This is a genomic window from Armatimonadota bacterium, from assembly GCA_017303935.1.
Lineage (GTDB): Bacteria > Armatimonadota > Fimbriimonadia > Fimbriimonadales > Fimbriimonadaceae > JAFLBD01.
Genome location: JAFLBD010000001.1, coordinates 560,150 through 581,243, shown reverse-complemented (window position 1 = coordinate 581,243; position 21,094 = coordinate 560,150). Strand labels below are relative to the sequence as shown.

21 protein-coding genes are annotated in these 21,094 nt (G+C 53.1%); 5 read left to right on the top strand and 16 right to left on the bottom strand.

Annotated elements, in window-relative coordinates; all coding sequences use genetic code 11:
* Nucleotides 1-11: 11 nt before the first annotated feature.
* The 9 genes from J0L72_02760 to J0L72_02720 all read right to left on the bottom strand — a co-directional run bounded on the left by J0L72_02760 (nt 12) and on the right by J0L72_02720 (nt 7,212).
* Complete coding sequence (locus J0L72_02760; GenBank protein ID MBN8689696.1) at nt 12-488, bottom strand: SRPBCC domain-containing protein; 477 nt, start codon at nt 486-488, stop codon at nt 12-14.
* Nucleotides 485-949, bottom strand: a complete 465-nt coding sequence (locus J0L72_02755; protein ID MBN8689695.1) for an SRPBCC domain-containing protein — start codon at nt 947-949, stop codon at nt 485-487. Before J0L72_02755 ends, J0L72_02760 begins: the two co-directional genes overlap by 4 nt.
* A complete protein-coding gene (locus J0L72_02750; GenBank protein MBN8689694.1) occupies nt 946-1,371 on the bottom strand; it encodes a VOC family protein in 426 nt (141 codons plus the stop codon). Before J0L72_02750 ends, J0L72_02755 begins: the two co-directional genes overlap by 4 nt.
* 106 nt (nt 1,372-1,477) lie before the next feature.
* Entirely contained in the window at nt 1,478-2,710 is a 1,233-nt protein-coding gene (gene tuf, locus J0L72_02745) for an elongation factor Tu (GenBank protein MBN8689693.1), read from the bottom strand.
* 238 nt (nt 2,711-2,948) lie between these two features.
* The gene (fusA, locus tag J0L72_02740; protein ID MBN8689692.1) at nt 2,949-5,072 is read right to left on the bottom strand and encodes an elongation factor G; all 2,124 of its coding nucleotides are present in this window, start codon (nt 5,070-5,072) and stop codon (nt 2,949-2,951) included.
* Nucleotides 5,073-5,099: 27 nt separating this feature from the next.
* Complete coding sequence (gene rpsG / locus J0L72_02735) at nt 5,100-5,573, bottom strand: 30S ribosomal protein S7 (GenBank protein ID MBN8689691.1); 474 nt, start codon at nt 5,571-5,573, stop codon at nt 5,100-5,102.
* 10 nt (nt 5,574-5,583) lie between these two features.
* A complete protein-coding gene (locus J0L72_02730) occupies nt 5,584-5,979 on the bottom strand; it encodes a 30S ribosomal protein S12 (protein ID MBN8689690.1) in 396 nt (131 codons plus the stop codon).
* A gap of 232 nt (nt 5,980-6,211) precedes the next feature.
* Entirely contained in the window at nt 6,212-6,616 is a 405-nt protein-coding gene (locus J0L72_02725; protein MBN8689689.1) for a MarR family transcriptional regulator, read from the bottom strand.
* Nucleotides 6,617-6,729: 113 nt separating this feature from the next.
* Nucleotides 6,730-7,212: an Lrp/AsnC family transcriptional regulator gene (locus tag J0L72_02720; GenBank protein ID MBN8689688.1), complete on the bottom strand. Its 483-nt coding sequence runs from the start codon at nt 7,210-7,212 to the stop codon at nt 6,730-6,732.
* A 264-nt stretch (nt 7,213-7,476) separates the two neighbouring features.
* Between J0L72_02720 and J0L72_02715 the strand changes: the two genes are divergently transcribed.
* Nucleotides 7,477-9,264, top strand: coding sequence for a M3 family oligoendopeptidase (locus J0L72_02715; protein ID MBN8689687.1), 1,788 nt, complete (start codon nt 7,477-7,479; stop codon nt 9,262-9,264).
* Nucleotides 9,265-9,327: 63 nt separating this feature from the next.
* Here the strand turns inward: J0L72_02715 and J0L72_02710 are convergent, their stop codons facing one another.
* The gene (locus J0L72_02710; protein ID MBN8689686.1) at nt 9,328-10,170 is read right to left on the bottom strand and encodes an ABC transporter substrate-binding protein; all 843 of its coding nucleotides are present in this window, start codon (nt 10,168-10,170) and stop codon (nt 9,328-9,330) included.
* 59 nt (nt 10,171-10,229) lie between these two features.
* Between J0L72_02710 and J0L72_02705 the strand changes: the two genes are divergently transcribed.
* Complete coding sequence (locus tag J0L72_02705; protein ID MBN8689685.1) at nt 10,230-11,018, top strand: PD-(D/E)XK nuclease family protein; 789 nt, start codon at nt 10,230-10,232, stop codon at nt 11,016-11,018.
* Here J0L72_02705 and J0L72_02700 read toward each other — a convergent pair.
* Together J0L72_02700 and J0L72_02695 are read right to left on the bottom strand one after the other, a co-directional pair.
* A complete protein-coding gene (locus J0L72_02700) occupies nt 10,995-12,014 on the bottom strand; it encodes an HD domain-containing protein (protein MBN8689684.1) in 1,020 nt (339 codons plus the stop codon). The genes J0L72_02705 and J0L72_02700 overlap by 24 nt on opposite strands.
* A gap of 24 nt (nt 12,015-12,038) precedes the next feature.
* Complete coding sequence (locus J0L72_02695) at nt 12,039-12,956, bottom strand: HD domain-containing protein (GenBank protein ID MBN8689683.1); 918 nt, start codon at nt 12,954-12,956, stop codon at nt 12,039-12,041.
* An 846-nt stretch (nt 12,957-13,802) separates the two neighbouring features.
* Here J0L72_02695 and J0L72_02690 point away from each other — a divergent pair.
* On the top strand, nt 13,803-15,062 hold the full coding sequence (locus J0L72_02690) for an aspartate aminotransferase family protein (GenBank protein ID MBN8689682.1): 1,260 nt from the start codon (nt 13,803-13,805) through the stop codon (nt 15,060-15,062).
* Here J0L72_02690 and J0L72_02685 read toward each other — a convergent pair.
* The 4 genes from J0L72_02685 to J0L72_02670 are packed head-to-tail and all read right to left on the bottom strand — an operon-like array spanning nt 15,054 to nt 18,215.
* On the bottom strand, nt 15,054-16,073 hold the full coding sequence (locus J0L72_02685; protein ID MBN8689681.1) for a hypothetical protein: 1,020 nt from the start codon (nt 16,071-16,073) through the stop codon (nt 15,054-15,056). The two genes, J0L72_02690 and J0L72_02685, sit on opposite strands and share 9 nt — an antisense overlap.
* Nucleotides 16,070-16,861, bottom strand: a complete 792-nt coding sequence (locus J0L72_02680) for an alpha/beta hydrolase (GenBank protein ID MBN8689680.1) — start codon at nt 16,859-16,861, stop codon at nt 16,070-16,072. The genes J0L72_02685 and J0L72_02680 overlap by 4 nt, the downstream gene beginning before the upstream one ends.
* 19 nt (nt 16,862-16,880) lie before the next feature.
* Complete coding sequence (locus tag J0L72_02675) at nt 16,881-17,648, bottom strand: ribonuclease H-like domain-containing protein (protein MBN8689679.1); 768 nt, start codon at nt 17,646-17,648, stop codon at nt 16,881-16,883.
* Between the two features lie 3 nt (nt 17,649-17,651).
* Nucleotides 17,652-18,215, bottom strand: coding sequence for a hypothetical protein (locus tag J0L72_02670; GenBank protein MBN8689678.1), 564 nt, complete (start codon nt 18,213-18,215; stop codon nt 17,652-17,654).
* An 84-nt stretch (nt 18,216-18,299) separates the two neighbouring features.
* On the opposite strand from J0L72_02670, the gene J0L72_02665 reads away from it, so the two are divergent.
* Entirely contained in the window at nt 18,300-18,677 is a 378-nt protein-coding gene (locus tag J0L72_02665) for a cytochrome c maturation protein CcmE (GenBank protein MBN8689677.1), read from the top strand.
* A 3-nt stretch (nt 18,678-18,680) separates the two neighbouring features.
* A complete protein-coding gene (ccsA, locus tag J0L72_02660; GenBank protein MBN8689676.1) occupies nt 18,681-21,092 on the top strand; it encodes a cytochrome c biogenesis protein CcsA in 2,412 nt (803 codons plus the stop codon).
* Nucleotides 21,093-21,094: the final 2 nt, after the last annotated feature.

The following is a 21,094-nucleotide window of genomic DNA, read 5'->3' as shown; positions in this document are numbered from 1 at the left end:
CCCATTTTTTGTCACTCGGAGTACATCGCGATCATTTGATCTAGGGCGGCGTTCCATCCGGCCTCAAATCCCATTTCTGCATGCTGATTGCGATCAGCGCTATCTTTGTGCATTGCGATGGCGGTGTACTTTGCGCCGCCTTCTGCGGGCTCAATGAGGATCGCGCCAGTAAAGTTTGGCTCGGGCGATGGGCGAAAACCAGGCATGAGACAACTCGTGAAAATGTACGCCTTGCCAGGATCGGCGTGCAGCACACAGCCGGTCATCGGCGGTAGGGTTTCACCTTCTGGAGACTGCATGGTGACTTCGCACTTTCCTCCTGGCCGTGCGTCCACTTCTGCTGCCACAGTCTTCCAGGGCGCAGGCGTAAACCACTTCACCATCAGTGCTGGGACCGTCCATGCTTCGTAGACTTGCATGGGGGTGATCGGCACGATCCGCTCGATCTTCAAGTCCGTTTCTGGATTGAACTGAATTCGGTCAATCATGCCAGCGACTCCGCGATTCCCTTGAGCTCTGCCAACGATTTTGCCCAAGCCGAATCGAAATATTCGCGCATACTTTCCGGCGATTCGACAAGCACGTTGAACGAGCACACGTCGCCGTTTTGAACCAATCGGTACTCTTCCCTTGAATCAATCCAATCTGCTGCGCCTTCACCTTCGGTGACGATCTCACCATCAACAATCAACCCTAACGAGCAGAGCCAGCACTCTGAATCTGGTACCCACTTCACAATTTTCGAGGCCAATCCGCTCTCACCGTTCTCAGAAGTTGGGCCAAGAAATCGGATGACCTCGCCTTCTGCAAGAGTGCCTTCGTACCTGGAGCCTGGATGGAAGTGCGACGTCCACTTTTCGTAATGTTCTGGTGTCCAGATCGCCTTCCAAACTGTGGCAGATGGCGCAGAGATGTCAATGCTATAGCGTAGTTCTAACCGCTGACTCATGATTGTGAATTCACTCCCAGCATCCAGCTGATCCCAAACTTATCCTTGACCATTCCAAAAGCCTCAGACCAAAAGGTCTTGCTCATCGGCATGATGACTTCTCCGCCATTGGCAAGTTTGTCGAAGATCGAATGAAGTTCGGCTGCAGAATCCGAGCCTATTGAGATACTGAATCCTTTGAATTCCGTTTTGGTATCGTTGCCATCGGAGAGCCAGATGGTCGAGTTCCCTACCTTGATAGAGGCGTGCATCACCTTGTCCTCAAAGCCTGGAGGAATTGAGCCCTCCGGCATCGGTTCTGGGCTATCGCTAAAGCGCATCATCATTTCGAGTTCTGCGCCAATCGCGGATTGATAGAACTCGATCGCTTCCTGGCATCGGCCATTAAACATCAAATACGGGATTGTTGTGAGATTGCTCATGGTCTTCCGGCTAGATTACGCTATATCAGCCGACCAAAATCACCAAAAAATCCCCGGGCACATCGTGTCCGGGGATTTTCGGTTTAGCTTAAGTCAGCTAGCTAACTTACGCAATGATTTCGGTGATGGCGCCTGCACCAACCGTTCGGCCACCTTCTCGGATAGCGAACTTGGAGCCTTGCTCCATAGCGATTGGCTTGTCGTCCAACAACGAGATCGACATTCGAACGTTGTCGCCAGGCATACACATTTCAGCCTTATCACCCGAGGTGCTAAAGATTTCGTCAATGGTACCGGTAACGTCGGTCGTTCGGAAGTAGAACTGTGGCTTGTAACCAGGAACGAATGGGGTGTGTCGGCCGCCTTCTTCTTTCGACAAGACGTAAACTTCGCCCTTGAACTTGGTGTGTGGCTTGATCGAACCTGGCTTGCAGATAACCATGCCGCGCTCGATATCGTCTCGGTCTACACCGCGAAGGAGCAATCCGACGTTATCGCCAGCTTGGCAGCTATCCAGCAACTTGCGGAACATTTCAACACCGGTGCAGGTCGTCTTGCGTGGAGCTTCGGAAAGTCCAACAATTTCGACTTCAGTGTTGACGTTCAACGTACCGCGCTCGACACGACCTGTAGCAACAGTACCGCGACCGGTAATGGTGAACACGTCTTCGACAGCCATCAAGAATGGCTTGTCGTTGTCTCGAGTTGGGGTTGGGATGAAGCTGTCAACAGCGTTCATCAGTTCGACGATTGGTGCAAATGCAGGATCATCGATCGACTTGCCAGCTTCCAGAGCTTCGATAGCCTTAACTGCCGAACCCTTGATGACTGGAGTGTCATCGCCTGGGAAGCCGTATCGGCTCAACAGCTCGCGGATTTCCATCTCGACGAGTTCGAGCAATTCTGGGTCATCAACAAGGTCAACCTTGTTCATGAAGACCACGATGTGAGGCACACCAACCTGTCGAGCCAAAAGGATGTGCTCTCGGGTTTGTGGCATTGGACCGTCAGTGGAAGCAACCACGAGGATTGCGCCGTCCATCTGAGCGGCACCGGTAATCATGTTCTTAATAAAGTCGGCGTGGCCAGGGCAGTCGACATGCGCGTAGTGTCGCGTATCGGTTTCGTATTCCTGGTGCGAAATGTTAATCGTGATACCGCGGGCCTTTTCTTCAGGTGCGTTGTCGATTTCGTCGTACTTGACGAACTTTTGCGACAGACCCTTCATAGCCAGGGTACCGGTGATTGCTGCGGTCAACGAAGTCTTACCGTGGTCGACGTGTCCGATGGTGCCGATGTTGACGTGCGGCTTTGTTCTTTCAAATTTAGCTCTTGCCATTACTTTTCCAAATAATTTACTATCGTGACAGGAAAAAGCGGCTTGCGGATCGCGAGCCTCCAGCTCCAACACCCAATCAACGACTGTGGGGAATTGTACCCGCTGACCCTTACGATTTGCAAGGATTCTTTGGGGCTAATTCCTTATCAAACAGCATCAAATCACCCCTGATTCTTAGATGACAAATGCAAAAAGCCCGCCTGTGCTTTTGCACAAGCGGGCTCTGGTTACGGTGCTATTACTTCGCGGATTTAGCGATGATTTCAGCAGCGATATTGTTCGGGACTTCTTCGTAGTGCGAAGGAGTCACGTTTGGAGTTGCGCGGCCCTGAGTTAGCGATCGAAGAGTGGTCACATAACCAAACATTTCGCTAAGCGGCACGTGCGCATTCACCACAACGGTTCCGCCACTGCTGGCTTCTTGACCTTCGATTCGGCCCCGTCGCTTGTTCAAGTCTCCGATCACGTCACCGATGTTCTGCTCTGGAGTGGTGACTTCCACGTGCATGATCGGTTCCTTGATTACTGGATTGGCCTTCTTCATAGCTTCGCGGAAAGCGAGAATTCCAGCTTGCTTAAACGCGTTTTCGTTGGAGTCGACATCGTGGTAGCTACCGTCGGTGACGGCGACCTTGAAGTCAACAACCGGATATCCTGCCAACACGCCCGAGAGCATCGCTTCGCGGACACCCTTTTCGATCGCAGGGATGTATTCCTTTGGAATCGAACCACCGACGACCTTGTTCTCGAAAACGAATCCTTGACCAGCTTCGAGCGGGGTCATTTCGATCGTACAGACACCATACTGACCCGAACCACCCGATTGTCGAATAAATCGACCTTCGGCCTTGACGGTTTGCTTGACGGTTTCTCGGTAAGCGACCTGTGGCTTGCCTTGATTTGCCTGAACACCGAACTCGCGATTGAGTCGGTCCACAATGATCTCAAGGTGAAGTTCGCCCATACCACTGATGATGGTTTGGCTGCTTTCCACGTCTGTGAAAACTCGGAAGGTTGGATCTTCTTCTGCCAGTCGCTGCAAGCTCGCACCGAGCTTTTCTTGGTCTGCTCGGCTCTTAGGTTCGATAGCGATCTGAATGACCGGCTCAGGGAACTTGATCGATTCGAGCGAAACTGGCTTGTCGTTATCCGCAATCGTGTAACCAGTTCGAACGTCGTTCAGACCGATCACGCCGACGATTTCGCCTGCATACACTTCGTCAATGTCCTTTCGATCATTGGCGTGCATTTCCAAAATTCGTCCGATTCGCTCGGTTCGAGTTCGGAACTCGTTGGTTTGCGGTTCTCGGTAACTGACCGAAACAGGAGTACCCTTCTTCAGGACACCCGAGTAAACGCGGATGAAGGTCAAACGGCCGACGTACTTGTCAGACATGATCTTGAACGCCAATGCGGTGAATGGGTCCTTGTCGTCTGCCTTTCGCTCCAAATCTTCGTCGGTGTTCGGATCAACACCCTGAACTGCGCCCACGTCGAGTGGCGACGGGAGGTAATCCACAACGCAGTCGACCATGAACTGAACGCCCTTGTTCTTAAAGGACGAGCCCGAGATACATGGCACGATCTTGTTGGCCAGAGTTCCTGCTCGGAGAGCGGTTCGGATATCGGCTTCGCTGATCTCTTCGCCTTCCAAGAAGCGCTCCATGATCGATTCGTCGTAGTCTGCGATCGACTCAATCATTTTCTCGCGCCATTCGGCTGCGAGTCCGCGCAAATCTTCAGGGATGTCAACGACTTCAAACACCTTGCCATCATCGGACTTGTAGATGGTGGCCTGCATGGTGATGAGGTCGATGTAGCCCTTGTAGTCGCTTTCTGCGCCAATCGGAATCTGAATCGGAGCAGCATTCGCACCCAATCGCTCTCGCATTCGCGAAACGACGGTGAAGAAGTCGGCGCCGAGTCGGTCCATCTTGTTGATGTAAGCGATTCGTGGAACCTTATACTTGTTGGCTTGGCGCCAAACGGTTTCCGACTGTGGTTGCACGCCACCCACTGCGCAATAAACAGCAACAAGGCCATCCAAGACGCGGAGCGAGCGCTCAACTTCGACTGTAAAGTCAACGTGGCCAGGAGTATCAATGATGTTGATCTTGTGCTCAGGCTTATCGCCGTTGCTTCCTCGCCAGAAACAGGAGGTCGCAGCGGAGGTAATGGTGATACCGCGCTCTTGCTCTTGCTCCATCCAGTCCATGGTGGCTGCGCCATCGTGAACTTCCCCAATCTTGTGCGACTTTCCGGTGTAATACAGGATTCGCTCGGTGGTGGTCGTTTTGCCCGCGTCAATGTGGGCGGCGATACCGATGTTTCTTAAAAGATTTAGGGGGTGGGATCTTGGCATGCGTACTCTCTGTTTCGTTTACAAAAATTAGAATCGGTAGTGGGCGAACGCCTTGTTAGCGTCTGCCATTCGATGGGTGTCTTCCTTCTTCTTAACTGAAGAACCGGTGCCGTTGTAGGCATCAAACAGTTCAGCAGTCAGCTTGTCCACCATCGTCTTCTCACCCTTTCGCTTTCGAGAATTCTCGACGAGCCATCGGAGGGCGAGTGTGCGTCGGCGAACCGGTCGAACTTCCATTGGAACCTGGTAGTTTTGACCACCAACCCGGCGAGGTCGAACCTCGTTGGTTGGCAAGACGTTAGCCATGGCCTTCTCGAAGACTTCGAGCGCTGGAACGCCAGCCTTTTCTTCAAGGTTGGACATGGCGGTGTAAAAAATCTTTTCGGCAACAGTCTTTTTGCCGCCGATCATCATGCGATTGATAAACCGCTGGACCATCTCGCTGTTGTAAACAGGATCTGGAGTGACAATTCGCTTTGGAGCTTGACCTTTTCGTGGCATCTGTTATTCCTTACTTCTTACCTGCCGCTGCGCCTGGCTTAGGCCTCTTGGCGCCGTACTTCGAACGGCCTTGCTTACGGTTGTTGGTACCAGCGGTCTGTTGGGCACCGCGGACGATGTGGTAGCGCACACCGGGGAGGTCCTTGACACGACCACCGCGAACGAGCACGACCGAGTGCTCCTGCAGGTTGTGCCCAATGCCTGGAATGTAAGCGGTGACTTCAACTCCGTTCGTAAGTCGAACACGAGCGACCTTTCGAAGTGCCGAGTTTGGCTTCTTCGGGGTCTGGGTTCGAACGATCGTGCAAACGCCACGTCGAAACGGGTTCGACTTGAGCGCCGGTGACTTCGACTTCACGGCTGCCGTCTTGCGGCCATTACGTACTAGTTGATTTACTGTAGGCATTTAATCCTCAAATTGACTGACTGCCTTTTGGGGCTGGTTTCCAACAAAAAACCCCTTGGGCTAGGCTCCTTGGGGCGCAGGGCGTTCCTTTCGGTCTTGCGGTTCAAACGTCGGATCGTCCGGAATACTCGCTTTGCCTCCCAATTAAGCCAAAGACTTCAAATGCGCGACTAGCACGCACCCTTAGTCCACGCGAGATTATGAATGACACGCATCAATCGTGTCAAGGGTGTTACCGAACGTCTTTCTTTGAACCTTGTTCGGTATAGATGGATGTGCCCACGCCTTCTTGCAGGAAGAGACGGAGCATGCAGCTCAATTGATCTGCTTGTTGGAGGCTAATCTTGCTGGCGAATTCTTGGGTCAGAGCGTCCTGTAGGTGCGGCCAGACCTCTAAGCGGAGGTTCAATCCGGCCGGAGTGATTGCTGCAAAAGAGCTTCGACCGTCATCTGGGTTTGCTTCGCGTTGAACGAGTCCCTGCTTGACCAGTCGGTCGACGAGGCGAGTGACACCGCTCGGACTCAGCACCACGCGGTCTGCGAGTTCAGACATCGTCAAACGCTGATTCGGAGCTTCTTCCAGAGCTAATAGAGTGTCGTAAACATCCATCCCAACACATCCATGTTGAGATAGCATACGTTCGATTCTTCGAAGGATCGCGGCATGCGACCGAAGCAAAGATTCAAACGCCCGCAGATGCTCCTTACAAAGTTTCCCTCGGCTCACGTTCTGGCTTATGATACCGAAGGCTATAGCGGCAATTGCGTCGAATGTTTCGCTGTTCCTAACACAAAACAGCTTTGAATTCGGCCGATACCTGGTATCAGACTCAATTTTTCGCGGACAAACGCTTCGTATCCTGCCATGTCCTCGACCAAAATTTTCAAGAGAAAATCGAATTCTCCGCTGACGTGATAGCACTCCAGCACTTCGGGGATCTTCGCCACAGCGACCCGAAACTCTTCGATTGGCTTGCCTTGATGCAGAGAGAGGCTCACTTGCGCGAACACGATGATGTGGAAATCGAGCGCGCCGGGATCGAGAATCGCAACAAAGCGATCGATCACACCGAGCTGCTCCAGCTTTCGAACGCGTTGCAAAACGCTCGGTGGCGACAAATCCACCTTCCTCGCCAAATCGGCGTTCGTGATTCTCCCGTCATCCTGCAGGAGCTTCAGAAGTTCGAAATCAATGGAGTCCAACTTCTCTCTGATTTTGTTTTTGGTAGCCATATACAAAAGAATTTAAGAACTGAATATACACCAACGCCGCTATATCGCTAAGGAGCAAAAAGCCTTCCAGGCAGGAAGATTTTTTCTCAAAAATTAACAACATTTAGATTAGTGGCTCGCAGTCGGCACAATTCAATGCACCCGCGCCAGATAACTTCAGAATGTTTGACAAACTCAGTTTGTTCGATGAAATAAAAAACTGAATTTTGCGGCTTTGACGCCAAGGGAACTTATTCCACACCCAAAACTTGTACCATTACAGTAATGAACGAAGTTCTTTCAGCCCCGAAATGGGACATGTCTGTGGTTTACCCCGGTTTGGATTCCTCTGAGTTCCGCGCAGGATTCGAAGCTTGTCAAGTGAAATTGTCAAAGCTCGAAGAACTCTTCGACTCGCAGGACATTCGCTCTGGCGGCGAAAAGTCTGGCTCCACGAGCAGGTTGGATACTGCGATCGTCGCGATCAACGATTTCGAATCGGATTTTGAAACAATTGGGTCATACATCTATGCATTTGTGACCACCGACGCGACCGACTCCACTGCTCAAGCCAAGTTGTCCGAGCTGATGAAGCTGGATTCGACCCTGAGGAAGCTCAAGAATCGCTTGGCCGCCTACGTTGCTCAATGTGACGTCAAGCAATATGTTTCGGATTCGAATGTTGGGAAGGACCATGAGTACGCCTTGACCAAAATGAAGGTACTCGGCGATAACCAAATGTCTCCCGCCGAAGAAGACCTCGCTGCGGATTTGATGGAAACAGGTTCAAGCGCTTGGGGTCGACTCCACGGTGATGTGACTTCGCAGATCATGGTCACGTATGAGGCGAATGGCACGAGTAAGACCGAACCTATGGCGGTCGCCCGTGCGATGGCCTACGATCCAGATCGCTCAGTTCGCGAATCCGCGTACCACGCAGAGCTCGAAACTTGGAAGCAGTTTGAAGTTCCGCTCGCGGCCGCGATGAATTCCATCAAGGGTGAAACGGATGTCCTTTGCACCCGCCGCGGATGGGATTCAGCCCTCGCCCGAACCGTTTTCAACTGCAACATGGATATGGCAACGCTCGATGCCATGATGGGGGCCGCGCGAGATTCCTTCCCTGCATTCCGGCGCTATTTCAAGGCGAAGGCAAGGCTCGTGAACGAGAGCAATTCTCTGGACTGGTTTGACATTTTCGCGCCGATCGGTGAAGACACCAAAGTCTGGCAGTACAACGAAGGTGCCGAGTTTGTCGCCCAACAGTTCAGCACTTATTCCGACAAGATGGGTGATTTTGCCCGCCGGTCGTACGCTGAGAACTGGATCGACGCTGCTCCTGCCTCAGGCAAGCGGGATGGCGCATTCTGCATGGGATTGCGTGCCGACGAAAGCCGAATCTTGATGACTTGGAAACCTTCCTTTGGTTCGGTGAGCACTTTGGCTCATGAGCTGGGGCATGCGTACCACAATCTCTGCTTGCACGGCAAAACCGAGCTTCAAAAGCAGACTCCAATGACTCTTGCAGAGACGGCCAGCATCTTCTGCGAGACCATCATTACGAAGGCAGCACTTTCCACCGGCTCCCCAGAAGAAAATCTGCCGATTCTGGAGCAAAGTGTTCAACGCGCCGCTCAAACCGTGGTTGACATTTCAAGCCGGTTCCTCTTTGAGCAAGCTGTTTTCGAGAAAAGGGCTTCGAGGTCGCTTTCTCCATCAGAACTCTGCGACTTGATGCTCTGGGCGCAGGGAGAAACTTATGGCGAAGGGCTCAGCAACCATCGCCACCCATACATGTGGGCGGTGAAACCACACTACTATAGTTATAGTAGCTTCTACAATTTCCCGTACATGTTCGGCCACTTGTTCTCGCTGGGGCTGTATTCGGTGTACCGAAACGATCCTGAAGCGTTCAAGGCCCGGTACGACACGCTGCTCGCGAGCACAGGATTATCTGACGCCGCCACTCTCGCCAAGGGATTTGGGATTGACATCACGACAGCCGCGTTTTGGGAGGGCAGCCTTGCGACGATCTGCGAGGAAATCGATCAATTCGTTGAATTGACTCGCTAACCAATCGCATAAAGAAAAGGGGCGATCCGATTTCGGATCGCCCCTTTTCTTTTTTGGACTCCCTTAGTCGACTACGGCAATCTCGACTTCTGGCACCATTCCGATTTCAGCGCCTTTCTTTAGGAGCAAGCGGATCGCCCTCACGCCCTCGTCGCCCATATCGACGGTTCGCTCGTTCACATACATTCCGACGAACTCATCGCTCGTTGCTTCGTCCATGCCGCGTGCAAAGGTGAGCGCATATTCGAGAGCATCTTTGCGATTGTCCAACCCGGCTTGAATCGATTCGCGCATGCAGCGACTGACTTCATTGACTGCACCTTCGCCGAGGTCTTTGCGAACCACGTTCACGCCCAATGGCAATGGAAGTCCGGTCGAAGCCATCCACCACTTGCCAAGGTCCTCGATTAGGTGCATGCCGTCTCGCTTGTAAGTGAGCTGACCTTCGTGGATGATGAGGCCAGCGCGGTACTTGCCTTCTTGAATCGACGGGATGATCTCGTCGAACGGCACGACTTCGAACTTCAGCGAATCTCGCTCGCCATACTTCTCGACCCACCACAAATTGAGCTCAAGAAACGCGCTCGTGAGCTTTCCTGGAACAGCGATGACAGTGTCTTTGAGTTCATCGAGGCTAAGGGCTTCTTTGGCCACGATCATCGGGCCATAGTTATCGCCCCACGATCCACCGTGTCGCAGGAGTGCGTACTTATCGGCAACGTAGGCGAAGGCGTGCACGCTGACCGCGCTGGATTCGAGCTGACCTTCCATCGCCCATTCGTTCAGAGTCTGAATGTCGCGCAAAATGTGCTCGAATTGATAGTCCGACTTCACTGGCCCCTTTGCGAGTCCCCAAAACATGAAGGCATCATCTGAATCTGGCGAGTGTCCTAATCGAATTTTCATTTTTCATTGAAAGTTTACCGCCATTGCGCGCAGTAAGTGAGGTCTGTGCATAATCAAACGTGGCACGCAAGCCGACCCTCAGCCCCAGCAAGATCTCTACTTATCTCACGTGCCCGGTCCGCTATAAGTGGACCTATATTGATGAGCGCGGGCGCTGGTATATGCGCGCCAGGAGTCATTTCAGCTTCGGCACGAGCTTACATCGCGTCCTTCAGCGGTTCCACGATTCTGGAGATTCTGGCGTGGAATCGGTACATCAAGCGGTGGCCGCACTGGAAGATTCTTGGATCGAGGCGGGATATGGTAGCGCCCAAGAGATGCAAGAAGCGCTAAGCGAAGGCAAGTCGATTGTCGCCAACTACGTCGAACACGCTCAGGCAACACCTTCTGACGCTCGGGTTCTTTTCGTCGAAAAACAGCTTCGAGCTGACCTCGGAGAATTTGTGTTGATCGGTCGCCTAGACCGCGTCGATGAATACGACGATTTAACGCTCGAAGTGGTGGATTACAAGAGCGGCCGAATGGGGGTCACTGACGAAGAAGTTGAATTTGACCTCGCGATGAGTTGCTATCAACTTCTCCTCAAAGCACACTTTCCAGACCAACCGGTGAGGGCGAGAATCATTGCCTTACGATCCGGGAGTTCTGGCATGGCCACTCTGAGCCCGGAGAAACTCGAGGAATTCAAGAACGACCTCGTCCAGCTTGGGCTTGAGATTTTGCACCGAGACTTTGAGTCGATCGTGCCGGTGTATAAACCGATGTGCCCAAACTGTGACTTCTTCCAACTCTGCACGAAGCACCCTGAATTTGAAGTCCCAGCTTCAGAACCCTCGGGGGACGCGTAGCTCCTCGAAGGTTCGAATCGCGAACGTATCGGACATCCCGGAGACGTAATCGATTGCTCCCCACACACCGCTGAAGCCTTCTGGCAGATTTCCAGGTTGGACGTATTGGTCAAACAGTTCAATCACCACGTTTTTGGCCTTGTTGATCTCGGGGAGTTCAATGGGATACCGGTAGTAGACGTTTTGAAAAAGCCAGTCCTTGAGTTCATTGAGCGTGGCGAGCATCTCATCAGGCAACCGAATTTCCGGGAGTCCTTCACTTGCCGCAATCAATGACGTGACCATCGCGTTGATTCGGTGACCGTGTGTTCCACCCAAATGCGCGAATTGACTCGGCACTGAATCGATAAATCCGGACCGAATCGCGTCGTCGAGATCGTGGTTGAGATAAGCAATCCGGTCGCAAATTCGCACCACTGCGGATTCGAGGCTTGACTTTGCAATTCCGTCATCCGCAGTCAAGTCCTTCTCGCCCTTGCTATGCCCATGAATACCATTCAGGACCTCGGCGGAGAGGTTCAGTTTCTCAACTTCCACCAGAAGGCGATAGGATTGTTCATAGTGCCGAAAGGAACCCGGTCCTTCTCCAGTTTTCTCGAAATGAACTTGCAATGCTTGATCAAGGGCCGCTTCGCCGGCATGACCAAAAGGAGGATGCCCTACGTCGTGGCCTAATGCGATGGCCTCGGTGAGGTCTTCATTGAGGCGCAGCGCTCTGCTCACCGTCCTCGAAATCTGGGCGACTTCTAGTGTGTGCGTTAACCGGGTCCGAAAATGGTCCCCTTTCGGAGCGAGAAAAACTTGTGTCTTGTGCTTGAGCCGCCGAAAGCACTTTGAGTGCAGGATTCTATCCCGGTCGCGCTGGAAACAAGTTCGAATTGGATCTTCTGGGACGTTGACCGTGCGACCTGCAGATTGGTCGGCAAACGCCGCGTAGGGCGCCAGGAACTGATGCTCGTTCTGCTCGGAGCGAAGTCGAATAAAGTTGAGATCCACCTCTAGTGGAGACGGCGAAATTGGTTAAGCCGCGTCACGTTCGATCTGATTCCATAGATCGTCCGACGGATGCGGGATTGGCTCTATGCGCAGATAGGCGTCAACCACGATTGGATCGAAATGCGTGCCTGACTGCTGGATGATGTGCTCGCGAGTCTTTTGCTCGGACCAGCTTCGTCGATACGGGCGGTCACTTCGCAGGGCGTCCCACACATCAGCGACTGCAAAAATCCTGGCGAGAAGAGGGATTTGGTCCGCGCTCAGGCCCAGCGGATATCCTGTCCCGTCGAATTTTTCGTGGTGACAAAGCGGTATGCAAAGGCTCTCTTCGAGGAATTTGACCGGCTTGAGCATCTCGTACGCCAGAAGCGTGTGGCTCTTCATCACTTCCATTTCTTCGTCGGTGAGCTTGCCTGGCTTCAACAAGATGGAGTCTGGGATACCGATTTTTCCGATATCGTGGAGTAGCGCGCCGCGGTACAGGATTTGGATAGCGTCTTCGTCAAGCCCCATCGCCCGGCCGATTTTGACTGCCATCTCTGCAACTCGCTGTGTGTGGCCTTCGGTCTCTTTGTCTCGACTATCCATCGCGCGCGACCAACCCAAAATGATCGAGTCGTATGCTTCGGTGAGTTCCTTCGTTCGCTCGCCCACGCGGACTTCAAGGTCTTCGTTCAAATGGACCAATTCATGCCGTTGGTCGATGAAGTCGATCGCGACCCGGGCAAGTTGGCTCAATTCGTCGTTCCGTTTGACGACGTTGTCGAGATGATGCGGCTCGTCTTTAATGATCGCGGTTCCGATGGCGGTGATCGGACGAACGACAGCCCGCACCACGAACGTTCCGATCGCAACCATGACCAAAAGGCAAAAGATCAAGAACGCGGCTGAGACGTATGAAATCAGTTCAAAAAGACGCTCGACCCATGTTTCTTGTGCCATACACGTCAACGAGCTCGTTACCGAGCCGTCAAAGTTTCTGAGCGGAATGTAATAAATCGTCGTTCCATTCCGATCGATCACAAACCGATTGTCTGGCGGCGCAAAAGCGCGAGCAGAAATACGTATTCCTAGTCCTTCTTCTAGTTCACCGCGAAGTGAATTTTCGAGTGAACGTCCGGCCACCATCACTCGGCCGTCAACAGCCTTTGCCGCGACATAGATCGTCGTTTGGCCATTGGTTTTGTCGTGATATTGGAATTGACGGCGCTCGGTCGGCAACATGACGTTGGCCGCGAAGTCTTGGAATCCAGGTGGGAGTTGAAGTTCAACGGAAGGATTAATCTTGGCTTCTTGTGCAGTCGCGCCAGTTTCGTTTAAGAGCCAGACTTTTTCTGCAAAAGCGAGCTTTGCGGACCTTAAAAACTCAGTTTCCTTTTCGAGCCGACGAGTTCGACCGAGATCTGGACGATTTAGGCCATTTGCGACGACCGCTTCAAGTGAATTCGAAAAAATCTGGATCAGTCGTTGGGTCGCACCGAGACGACCTTGCTGCGATTCTGCAACGACATCTTCGATGTGCTGCTCTTCAAAATTCTGCCAAATGACCCCTGCAGAGAGAAAAATCAAGGTCACCAATGTGACCAAAACCATGAGCCTTTGGCGCAACGAAAACCCACTAATCCCTTGTTTGTTCGGTCCGTGAGTCGTGATCATAATTGCGTAGTCAAGCTATTTGGCGTCAACCAACTTAAATATCGGCGGTCTAACCTTCCTTCTCTAGCTCAAATCTTGCGGAAATTTGGACTGTTTTGCGACGGGCGAAACCGGTCCGAACGTCATAATGGAATGATGAACGCGGATAGCTTTCACGCTGAAGTGGTTTCGCAGTATGCCGAGGCCGTCAATCCGAGCCTAGCCAAGCTCATGAACTTTGCCGGTTTTGGGACCGAAATCCGAGGCGAAGGCTGCTATTTGTATGACCACGAGGGTCGGAAGTTCCTCGACTTTTTGGGCAGTTATGGCGTGTTCAATCTTGGGCACCGGCACCCTGCGGTTGTGGATGCTGTCAAGTCCCAGCTCGACAAGATGCCGCTCTCTAGCAAGGTGTTTTTCAATCCTGTTCAAGCCGAGCTCGCCTCGCTACTCGCTGATTTGTCTCCCAAAGGGCTCGAATACACCTTCTTCTCGAACTCTGGAACGGAAGCAGTTGAGGCTGCTCTCAAGTTCGCCAAAGGCGCAACTGGCCGTACCAAGATCATCGCCACTGAAGGCGGATATCACGGAAAGACCATTGGCGCACTCAGCGTCACTGGGCGAGAAAAGTACCGCAAGAAATTTGGGGCATTGATGCCTGGTGCAGCGTTTGTGCCGTTCGGCGACACCGACCAGATGCTCGGTGAAATCGACGAAACGACTGCGGCCGTGATCATCGAAATCGTGCAGGGCGAAGGCGGCATCCACGTTGCCCCTCCGGGATACATGACTGCGATCCGCAAGAAAACCCGAGAGGTCGGCGCACTGCTCATTGTTGATGAAGTGCAAACCGGGATGGGGCGAACCGGAAAGATGTTTGCCTGCGAGCACGAAGGTATCGAGCCGGACATCATCACGCTTGCAAAGGCACTGGGTGGAGGAGTCATGCCGATCGGTGCAACGATGGGAACCCAAGAAGTCTGGTCCGCGATTTTTGACGAAAATCCGTTAATGCACACCTCAACCTTCGGTGGCAATCCGCTAGCCTGCGCTGCCGGAATCGCGGCTATCAAGGTCACCCGAGAAGAAGGACTCTGCGAACGTGCGGCACAACTCGGCAACGAGTTGATGCGCCAGCTTGAATCTGTCAAGCTCGACCAACCGGATATGATCGCAGAAGTGCGCGGAATGGGACTGATGGTCGGAGTCGAATTCACTCAAGACGAAGTCGGCGAATTGGTGATCGGTCAAATGACCAAACGAGGTCTGATCGCCGCATACACGCTCAACAATCCGCGAGTGATTCGGTTTGAGCCGCCGCTGATTATCTCTTCTGCTGAGATTGAAACTGCAGTGCAGATTTTCCGAGAAGCTGTCGCTGAAACTTCCGAACTGCTCGCGATGCTAGCTTAGTTCGCGGAACGTTTTGACTGTGTGCTCCACACCGGCGTCGTCGATGTCGAGATGGAGCACACACCTTACTCTGTGCTCGCCAAACGGTAGGGCAAGCACTCCATGAGCTTCGAGTTTCTTACAAATCACCACTGCGGGTTCGGTGGACTCGACCATGACAAAATTTGTCGATTGCGCGGACAAATCCACCTTGAAATTCTTTAGTCCTTGAATTCCCTCTGCCAGAGCCCTCGCGCGGCGATGGTCTTCGTCCAGCCGATCGATGTTGTTTTGTAGCGCGTAGATTCCGCACGCGGCAAGATAGCCAGCTTGACGCCATCCTCCGCCGAGCCGCTTCCTCCATTTCTTGGCTCTATTGATAAACTCCGCCGTCCCACAGAGTACGGATCCGACCGGTGCACCAAGGCCTTTGCTCAAACAGAAACTTAGCGAGTCAAAACCTGTACATACCTCTTTCGGCGTAATTCCTTGCGCGACGGCGGCGTTAAATACCCTGGCCCCGTCTAGGTGCAACTTCATTCCGCTTGACTTACAGATATCGGCGTATTGATTGGTGATTTCAATTGGAATCACGCTTCCGCCAGCACGATTATTTGTGTTCTCGATGCACAAAACCGTCGTCGCGGGAGTGTGCAAGTTCCCCACCATAATCCTGCTCTTGATATCGGCAGGATCGAGCACTCCGAGGTGGCTAGGCACACCCTTACAGACCACTTGAGCGATGATTCCTGGTCCGCCCACTTCGTACTGGAGCATGTGCGCGTTCTCTTCGAACAACGCGCAATCGCCCCTTTCGGTATGGCAGGCTAAGGCGATCTGATTGCCCATCGTCCCACTACAAAGGAACAGGGCCGCTTCCATCCCGACCGTTTCTGCCGAAAGCCGTTCAAGCTCGATCACCGTCGGGTCATCCCCCAGAACATCATCGCCGACGACAGCATTTGCCATCGCGGACATCATTGCAGCGGTCGGTCTTGTGACCGTATCGCTTCTAAGATCAACTGGCTTCATTGCGCGCCAACAGTTGGAGTTTCGAAAGTGCGGATGAAGCTTAGGAACTGCTCACGAATTCGCATCCATCCTGCATAGGAGAAACTATGTGATTCGCCGGGCAAGAGGTCTAGAGTCACCGGCACACCGACCGCTTCTAGGGCACCCGCAAGCCGTTTGCTCTGCTCGCAAGGCACGATATCGTCTTCCGTTCCGTGCAAAAGCACAATCGGGGAATCTGTTTCGGATACGTTGTAAAGTGGCGATGCCGCGCGGAGCTGCTCTACCGGGGCGTCCAAAGAGCCCATAAACTGCTCCAAGAATGGCCAACTGATAGGAAAATGCTGACTTCTCGGTTCTGTGAGGTCGGTGATTGGGCACATCGCAAACGCGCCGTCGGCTTTGATCTGGGCGGACGGCTCAAGATCACCGTAGTAGGTGTCGCACAAGGCAGACATCAGGGCGAGATGACCACCGGCGGAGTTGCCAATGACCAAGATGTACGTGGGGTCGAACCTGTAATTCTTAAGGTTTTTGCGTGCCCACGAGATGAAATCTTGCACGTCACCGACACTCGCCGGAAAAGGGTTGAGAGGCGCCAACCGGTAATCGATGGTCGCGGAAGGAATGCCTTGGGTGTAAAGCCAAAATGCCTCATCTTCGTACATTCCCCTCATCCCGCTGATCCATCCGCCTCCGTGCAAAAACACAACGAATGGGCCGGATTTCGATTGGGGAGGAAAAAACAAGTCAGCCGAAAGCTCTTGGCTGCCCTTGGTCGCGTAGACGACATTCCGCTCAATATTCACGTGTAAGATTTACCCGAGATTACGGTCGCGCGGCAGATTCAGTGCCGAACATTGCTTGTTTTGTCAGGCCATCGACCGCAATCTGTGCGAGTACTTCTAAGTTGACCACGTCTTCCCTGTTGTATGCGACCAAAGTTTCTAGCGCGGTTTCAGAGCCTCGCAGGTGCTCGCGCCAGAGCCGGATCGCGTCACGACCGTCAAGTCCATCGGCTTCGCTTGACCGAGAAATTCCAAGTTGGCGTTCAATCTTCTTGAGCCCGCCGCGATAATCTAGCCGCTTCAAGGCAAAGCACAAATCGAGATGGATCTGATCGAAAACTAGCCCTCGGAATCGCTTTTGAAGCATCGGTAAGTCGAAACCAGTCCCGAAGAAGGTGACGATCATCGAATACTTCGAAATAACGTCTCGGAACTCTTCGATATTGTCGTCTTTGACGAGCACTTGAAACTGGTTGCCGTCATATAGCCCGATGATGGTGACTGCGCCGCCAGTCTGACCTCCGTCGGTCTCGATATCGAGATAGACGCAGGAGTTCTGAAATGAACTCCAGGCTCGCCAAGCTTCTTGAGTCCCCAAGGCCTTCTGGAAAAACTGATGATTGCCCGCCTCGAAAGCGTCAACACTCTTTTGGATTGTAGATACGGCGAAATCCTTTGGGGCTGCTCCGGTTGAGAATTCGCTTGGATTCGCGAGAAACGTGTTCCAGTTATCGCAACCTTGCGCCCACAAAGCGCGCTCGGTATCCTTGCCGATTCCCTTTACGTGGCAAAACGTACGATTAAGCACGGCTTAGGTTGTTGGTTTGCGCCGAGGAACGATCGGCTTGGCTTCTGGCCCGTTGGTTGTTGGCAAGTTCGTTGGGAGCCGCATTTCCATCAGACCTTGAGCTGGCCAGGCAATCTTGAACGAAGGATCGTCGTACCAAGTTTCGCCTGTCTTAAGGTCCTTATCGTACTCACCACCGACACGAGCGACACCTCTGCCGAACCAAACGGCGGAAAAGTCTCGGCCAAAAAATTGAACTGCGCGCCACTCGCCAGTGATGACCGCCTTTCCGGTTCCGTAATAGAGCAGACGACCACGATCATCGTACTCTTTGCTGAACTTCCCAGTCATCACATGCTTGCCTTTGAGTTGGCTGATCAAAAGTGATCCTGTGAAGTTGATTTCCAATCGGCCTTCGCTGTCGATGATCTTGCACGTGCCGACTCGGGTGGCCAAATGCATGGTTTTGTAGATCGGCTTGGCGACCACGCCCTCGCGCTGCGCAGGCGTTGCAGGCTGGCCAAATGCCAGAGCAGCGAGGATTCCCATCCCTCCGATGGCGATAGTGACGATGCGCTTAGAAATCATAGTGAATCTGACCGTCATTTTAGCCCATTCCGTTCCATTTTCTGGGAGGAACTTGGGGACATTTGAAGTAAAATAGAACTGTCGATGAAACTTTTGTTACCCTTAGTCATCGGTTCTCTTGCGCTTACGGGCATGGTTTACACCTTTGTCAACAACGCAAGCCCCTACGTCAATATCGAACAGGCACAGCACTCTACCGGTGATCGGTTGCATGTCGCTGGCGATATGATCAAAGAATCACTGAACGTTGAGCCGCGCCAGCGCCGCGTGACCTTCATGCTGAAGGACGAATCTGGCAAGACAATGCCTGTAGTTTATACTGGCAATCCACCAGCGAACATGGGCGAAGCAACGCGCGTAGTGGTAATTGGCAAGATGCAAAACGGCGTATTTGAAGCTGCGGACATGCTGATCAAGTGTCCGTCGAAGTACGAAGCCGAAGCAAAGAAAGCCACTACGTAAAGAATGGAAAGCCATCCGACAATTCAACTGCCGCCGCTTCCGGCGAATACACCTATTCTGGAAGCGGCGGGGAGAGGGCTCTTGTGGTTCGCCACGGGCCTTTTTCTTTTAGCTCTTGTAAGTTCATTTTTCGCTAAATCTCGAAGGCTCACCAACCCCGCTTTTGTTGGAGGATGCATCAGCATCATTTCGGCGCTGGGCTTGCTCATTTGGCTCACCGTCAACAAGCAGTACCAGTTCGAATACGTCTTTTCTCACAGCGACAATTGGCTCAGCTTCGATAAACGGCTTGCCGCCGCATGGGGTGGTCAGGAGGGCAGCTTCCTTCTTTGGGCATCCGCATCCGCGCTGTTTGGAATCCTATCTCTTCGCTCCGTAGGCGTTTATCAGCGAGCATACGTAGCGGCCTACTCATTGATTCTGGCTGGCCTGTCTTCGATCCTCGTTTTTGAGTCTCCATTCAGACTTTGGAAGCCACCCGCCGAAGTCGCCTCCTTCTTTGCCGGCAAAATGCCCGAGGACGGCGCCGGCCTCACCCCAGCATTGATCAACAAGTGGATGGTGATCCATCCACCCGTGATGTTCCTCGGGTTTGGTTCGCTCACAGTTCTGTACGCACTTGGCGTCGCAGGGTTCCTCAGGCGCGACTTCAGCACCTATGTTCAACTGATTCGACCCTGGGCACTTGTTTCCTTGGCTCTCACCGGCATTGGCCTGTGTATGGGTGGATTCTGGGCGTACGAAACGCTGGGATGGGGCGGATTTTGGATGTGGGATCCGGTTGAGAACGCGGCATTGGTTCCTTGGTGTCTCGTCGCGGCGCTCATGCACGGATTGTTCGTTCAGGCAACCAGCAAGAAGTGGACAGTTTTCAACGCCAGCCTCGGCGCGTTTGCCCTTATCTCCTTTATCTACGGCACCTTTTTGACTCGGTCCGGGTTCTTAGGGGATTCGAGCGTCCACTCCTTCGCGGAGATGGATCGTTCAGCACTTCAACTCCTCATTTCGATGGGTGCAGGTGCGATCCTATTGCTCGTCGGATCCGCGGTTTACTACAAACTTGGTACGCGCAACGAACAACCTTCAACTCTGCGCGAACCTGTCACACGGCTCAATCTTCATAACGCCTATTCCGCGGCGACGACATTATTGATTTCGACAGGTCTCGTCAGCGCGATCGGGATGAGCGTGCCGCTGTTTATGTCGATTGCGGGCCAAAAGCCGAAAGTGGTCGAAGAAGCGCTGTATCACAAGGTGGTCACCTGGGTGTTTATCCCAACCGTAATCCTGATGGGCATTGGCCCGTACCTGAGCTGGCGCGGCATTAAAGGGCGCGAATTGGCTCAGAGGCTGTTCGCGACCGTTTGCCTCACCTCCGGTTTCATCGGAGTTGGAATGCTGCTGACTCGTTTCATTCCGCTTGATCTGTCTCTGACTCCCGCCGACCAGACGAATTTTCCGTTCGGCATCAAGGTTCCTACTCTAATCTGGGTGTTTTTCCTGGCTGGCGTTTGCTTGTTCGGACTTTCGGCAAACTTGGTCCGCGCGGCAGAACTGATCAAGAAGTCGCCCTCCAGCATCGGCTCGTTCCTCACTCACTTTGGGGTGATCATGACCGTCCTTGGGCTCATCATCTCGCGTGGGATGGAAAAGAAGCAAGAAGCGACAGTTCAGCTCGGTCGACCGGCGACCGTCTTGGGTTACCGCGTCAGCTTGGACAAGATGTCTTCTACCTTGCTTGATCGAGAGAATCAAGTTGGATTTAAGCTCGAAGGTCGCGATCAAACTTTCAAACTGAATCCTGTGCTCTTCTACACCGAGAGCCGCAATGGAGAGGAGCCAAGTCCAACAGTTCGCCCAGCGATCCGGCACTTCCCTCTCCACGACCTCTATTTCACTGTGTTTCCGATGGTGTTTGAGGCGACTGGCGAAACGCCGTTCAAAGTTGGGGAAAAGCGGCAATTTGAGGGCACCGTGATCAAGTTCGTCAAGATGACTCGCGAAGGCGAGGTCGGGGTGATGGGCACGAAATTCGGAGCACACCTTGAGTTCCAAAATCCCGATGGCTCGGTTTCGCACATCACACCGAAGTTCGAGATCTCGGATAGCGGCCCGATTCGCATTCCTGCCGAATCCGGAGACTACTTTGTCTATCTGATGGGGATGGACGCCGCCGACAAATCAGTAAGAATCCAGCTCCACTACAAGAATCCAATCTTCCCGATCGAGATTTTCTACAAGCCGATGACCGGGATGGTCTGGTGGGGCGCAGGGATCATGACCTTTGGTGGCTTTCTCGCCGCTTGGTTCCGGCGCAGAGACGCGCGGGCTGCTCTCAAGAGCGCTACCCCAGCGATCGAGGAGCCGAAGGCACCGGAGTCCGCTGAAAGCGAAGTCCCAACGGCGGTTAGCTGAGC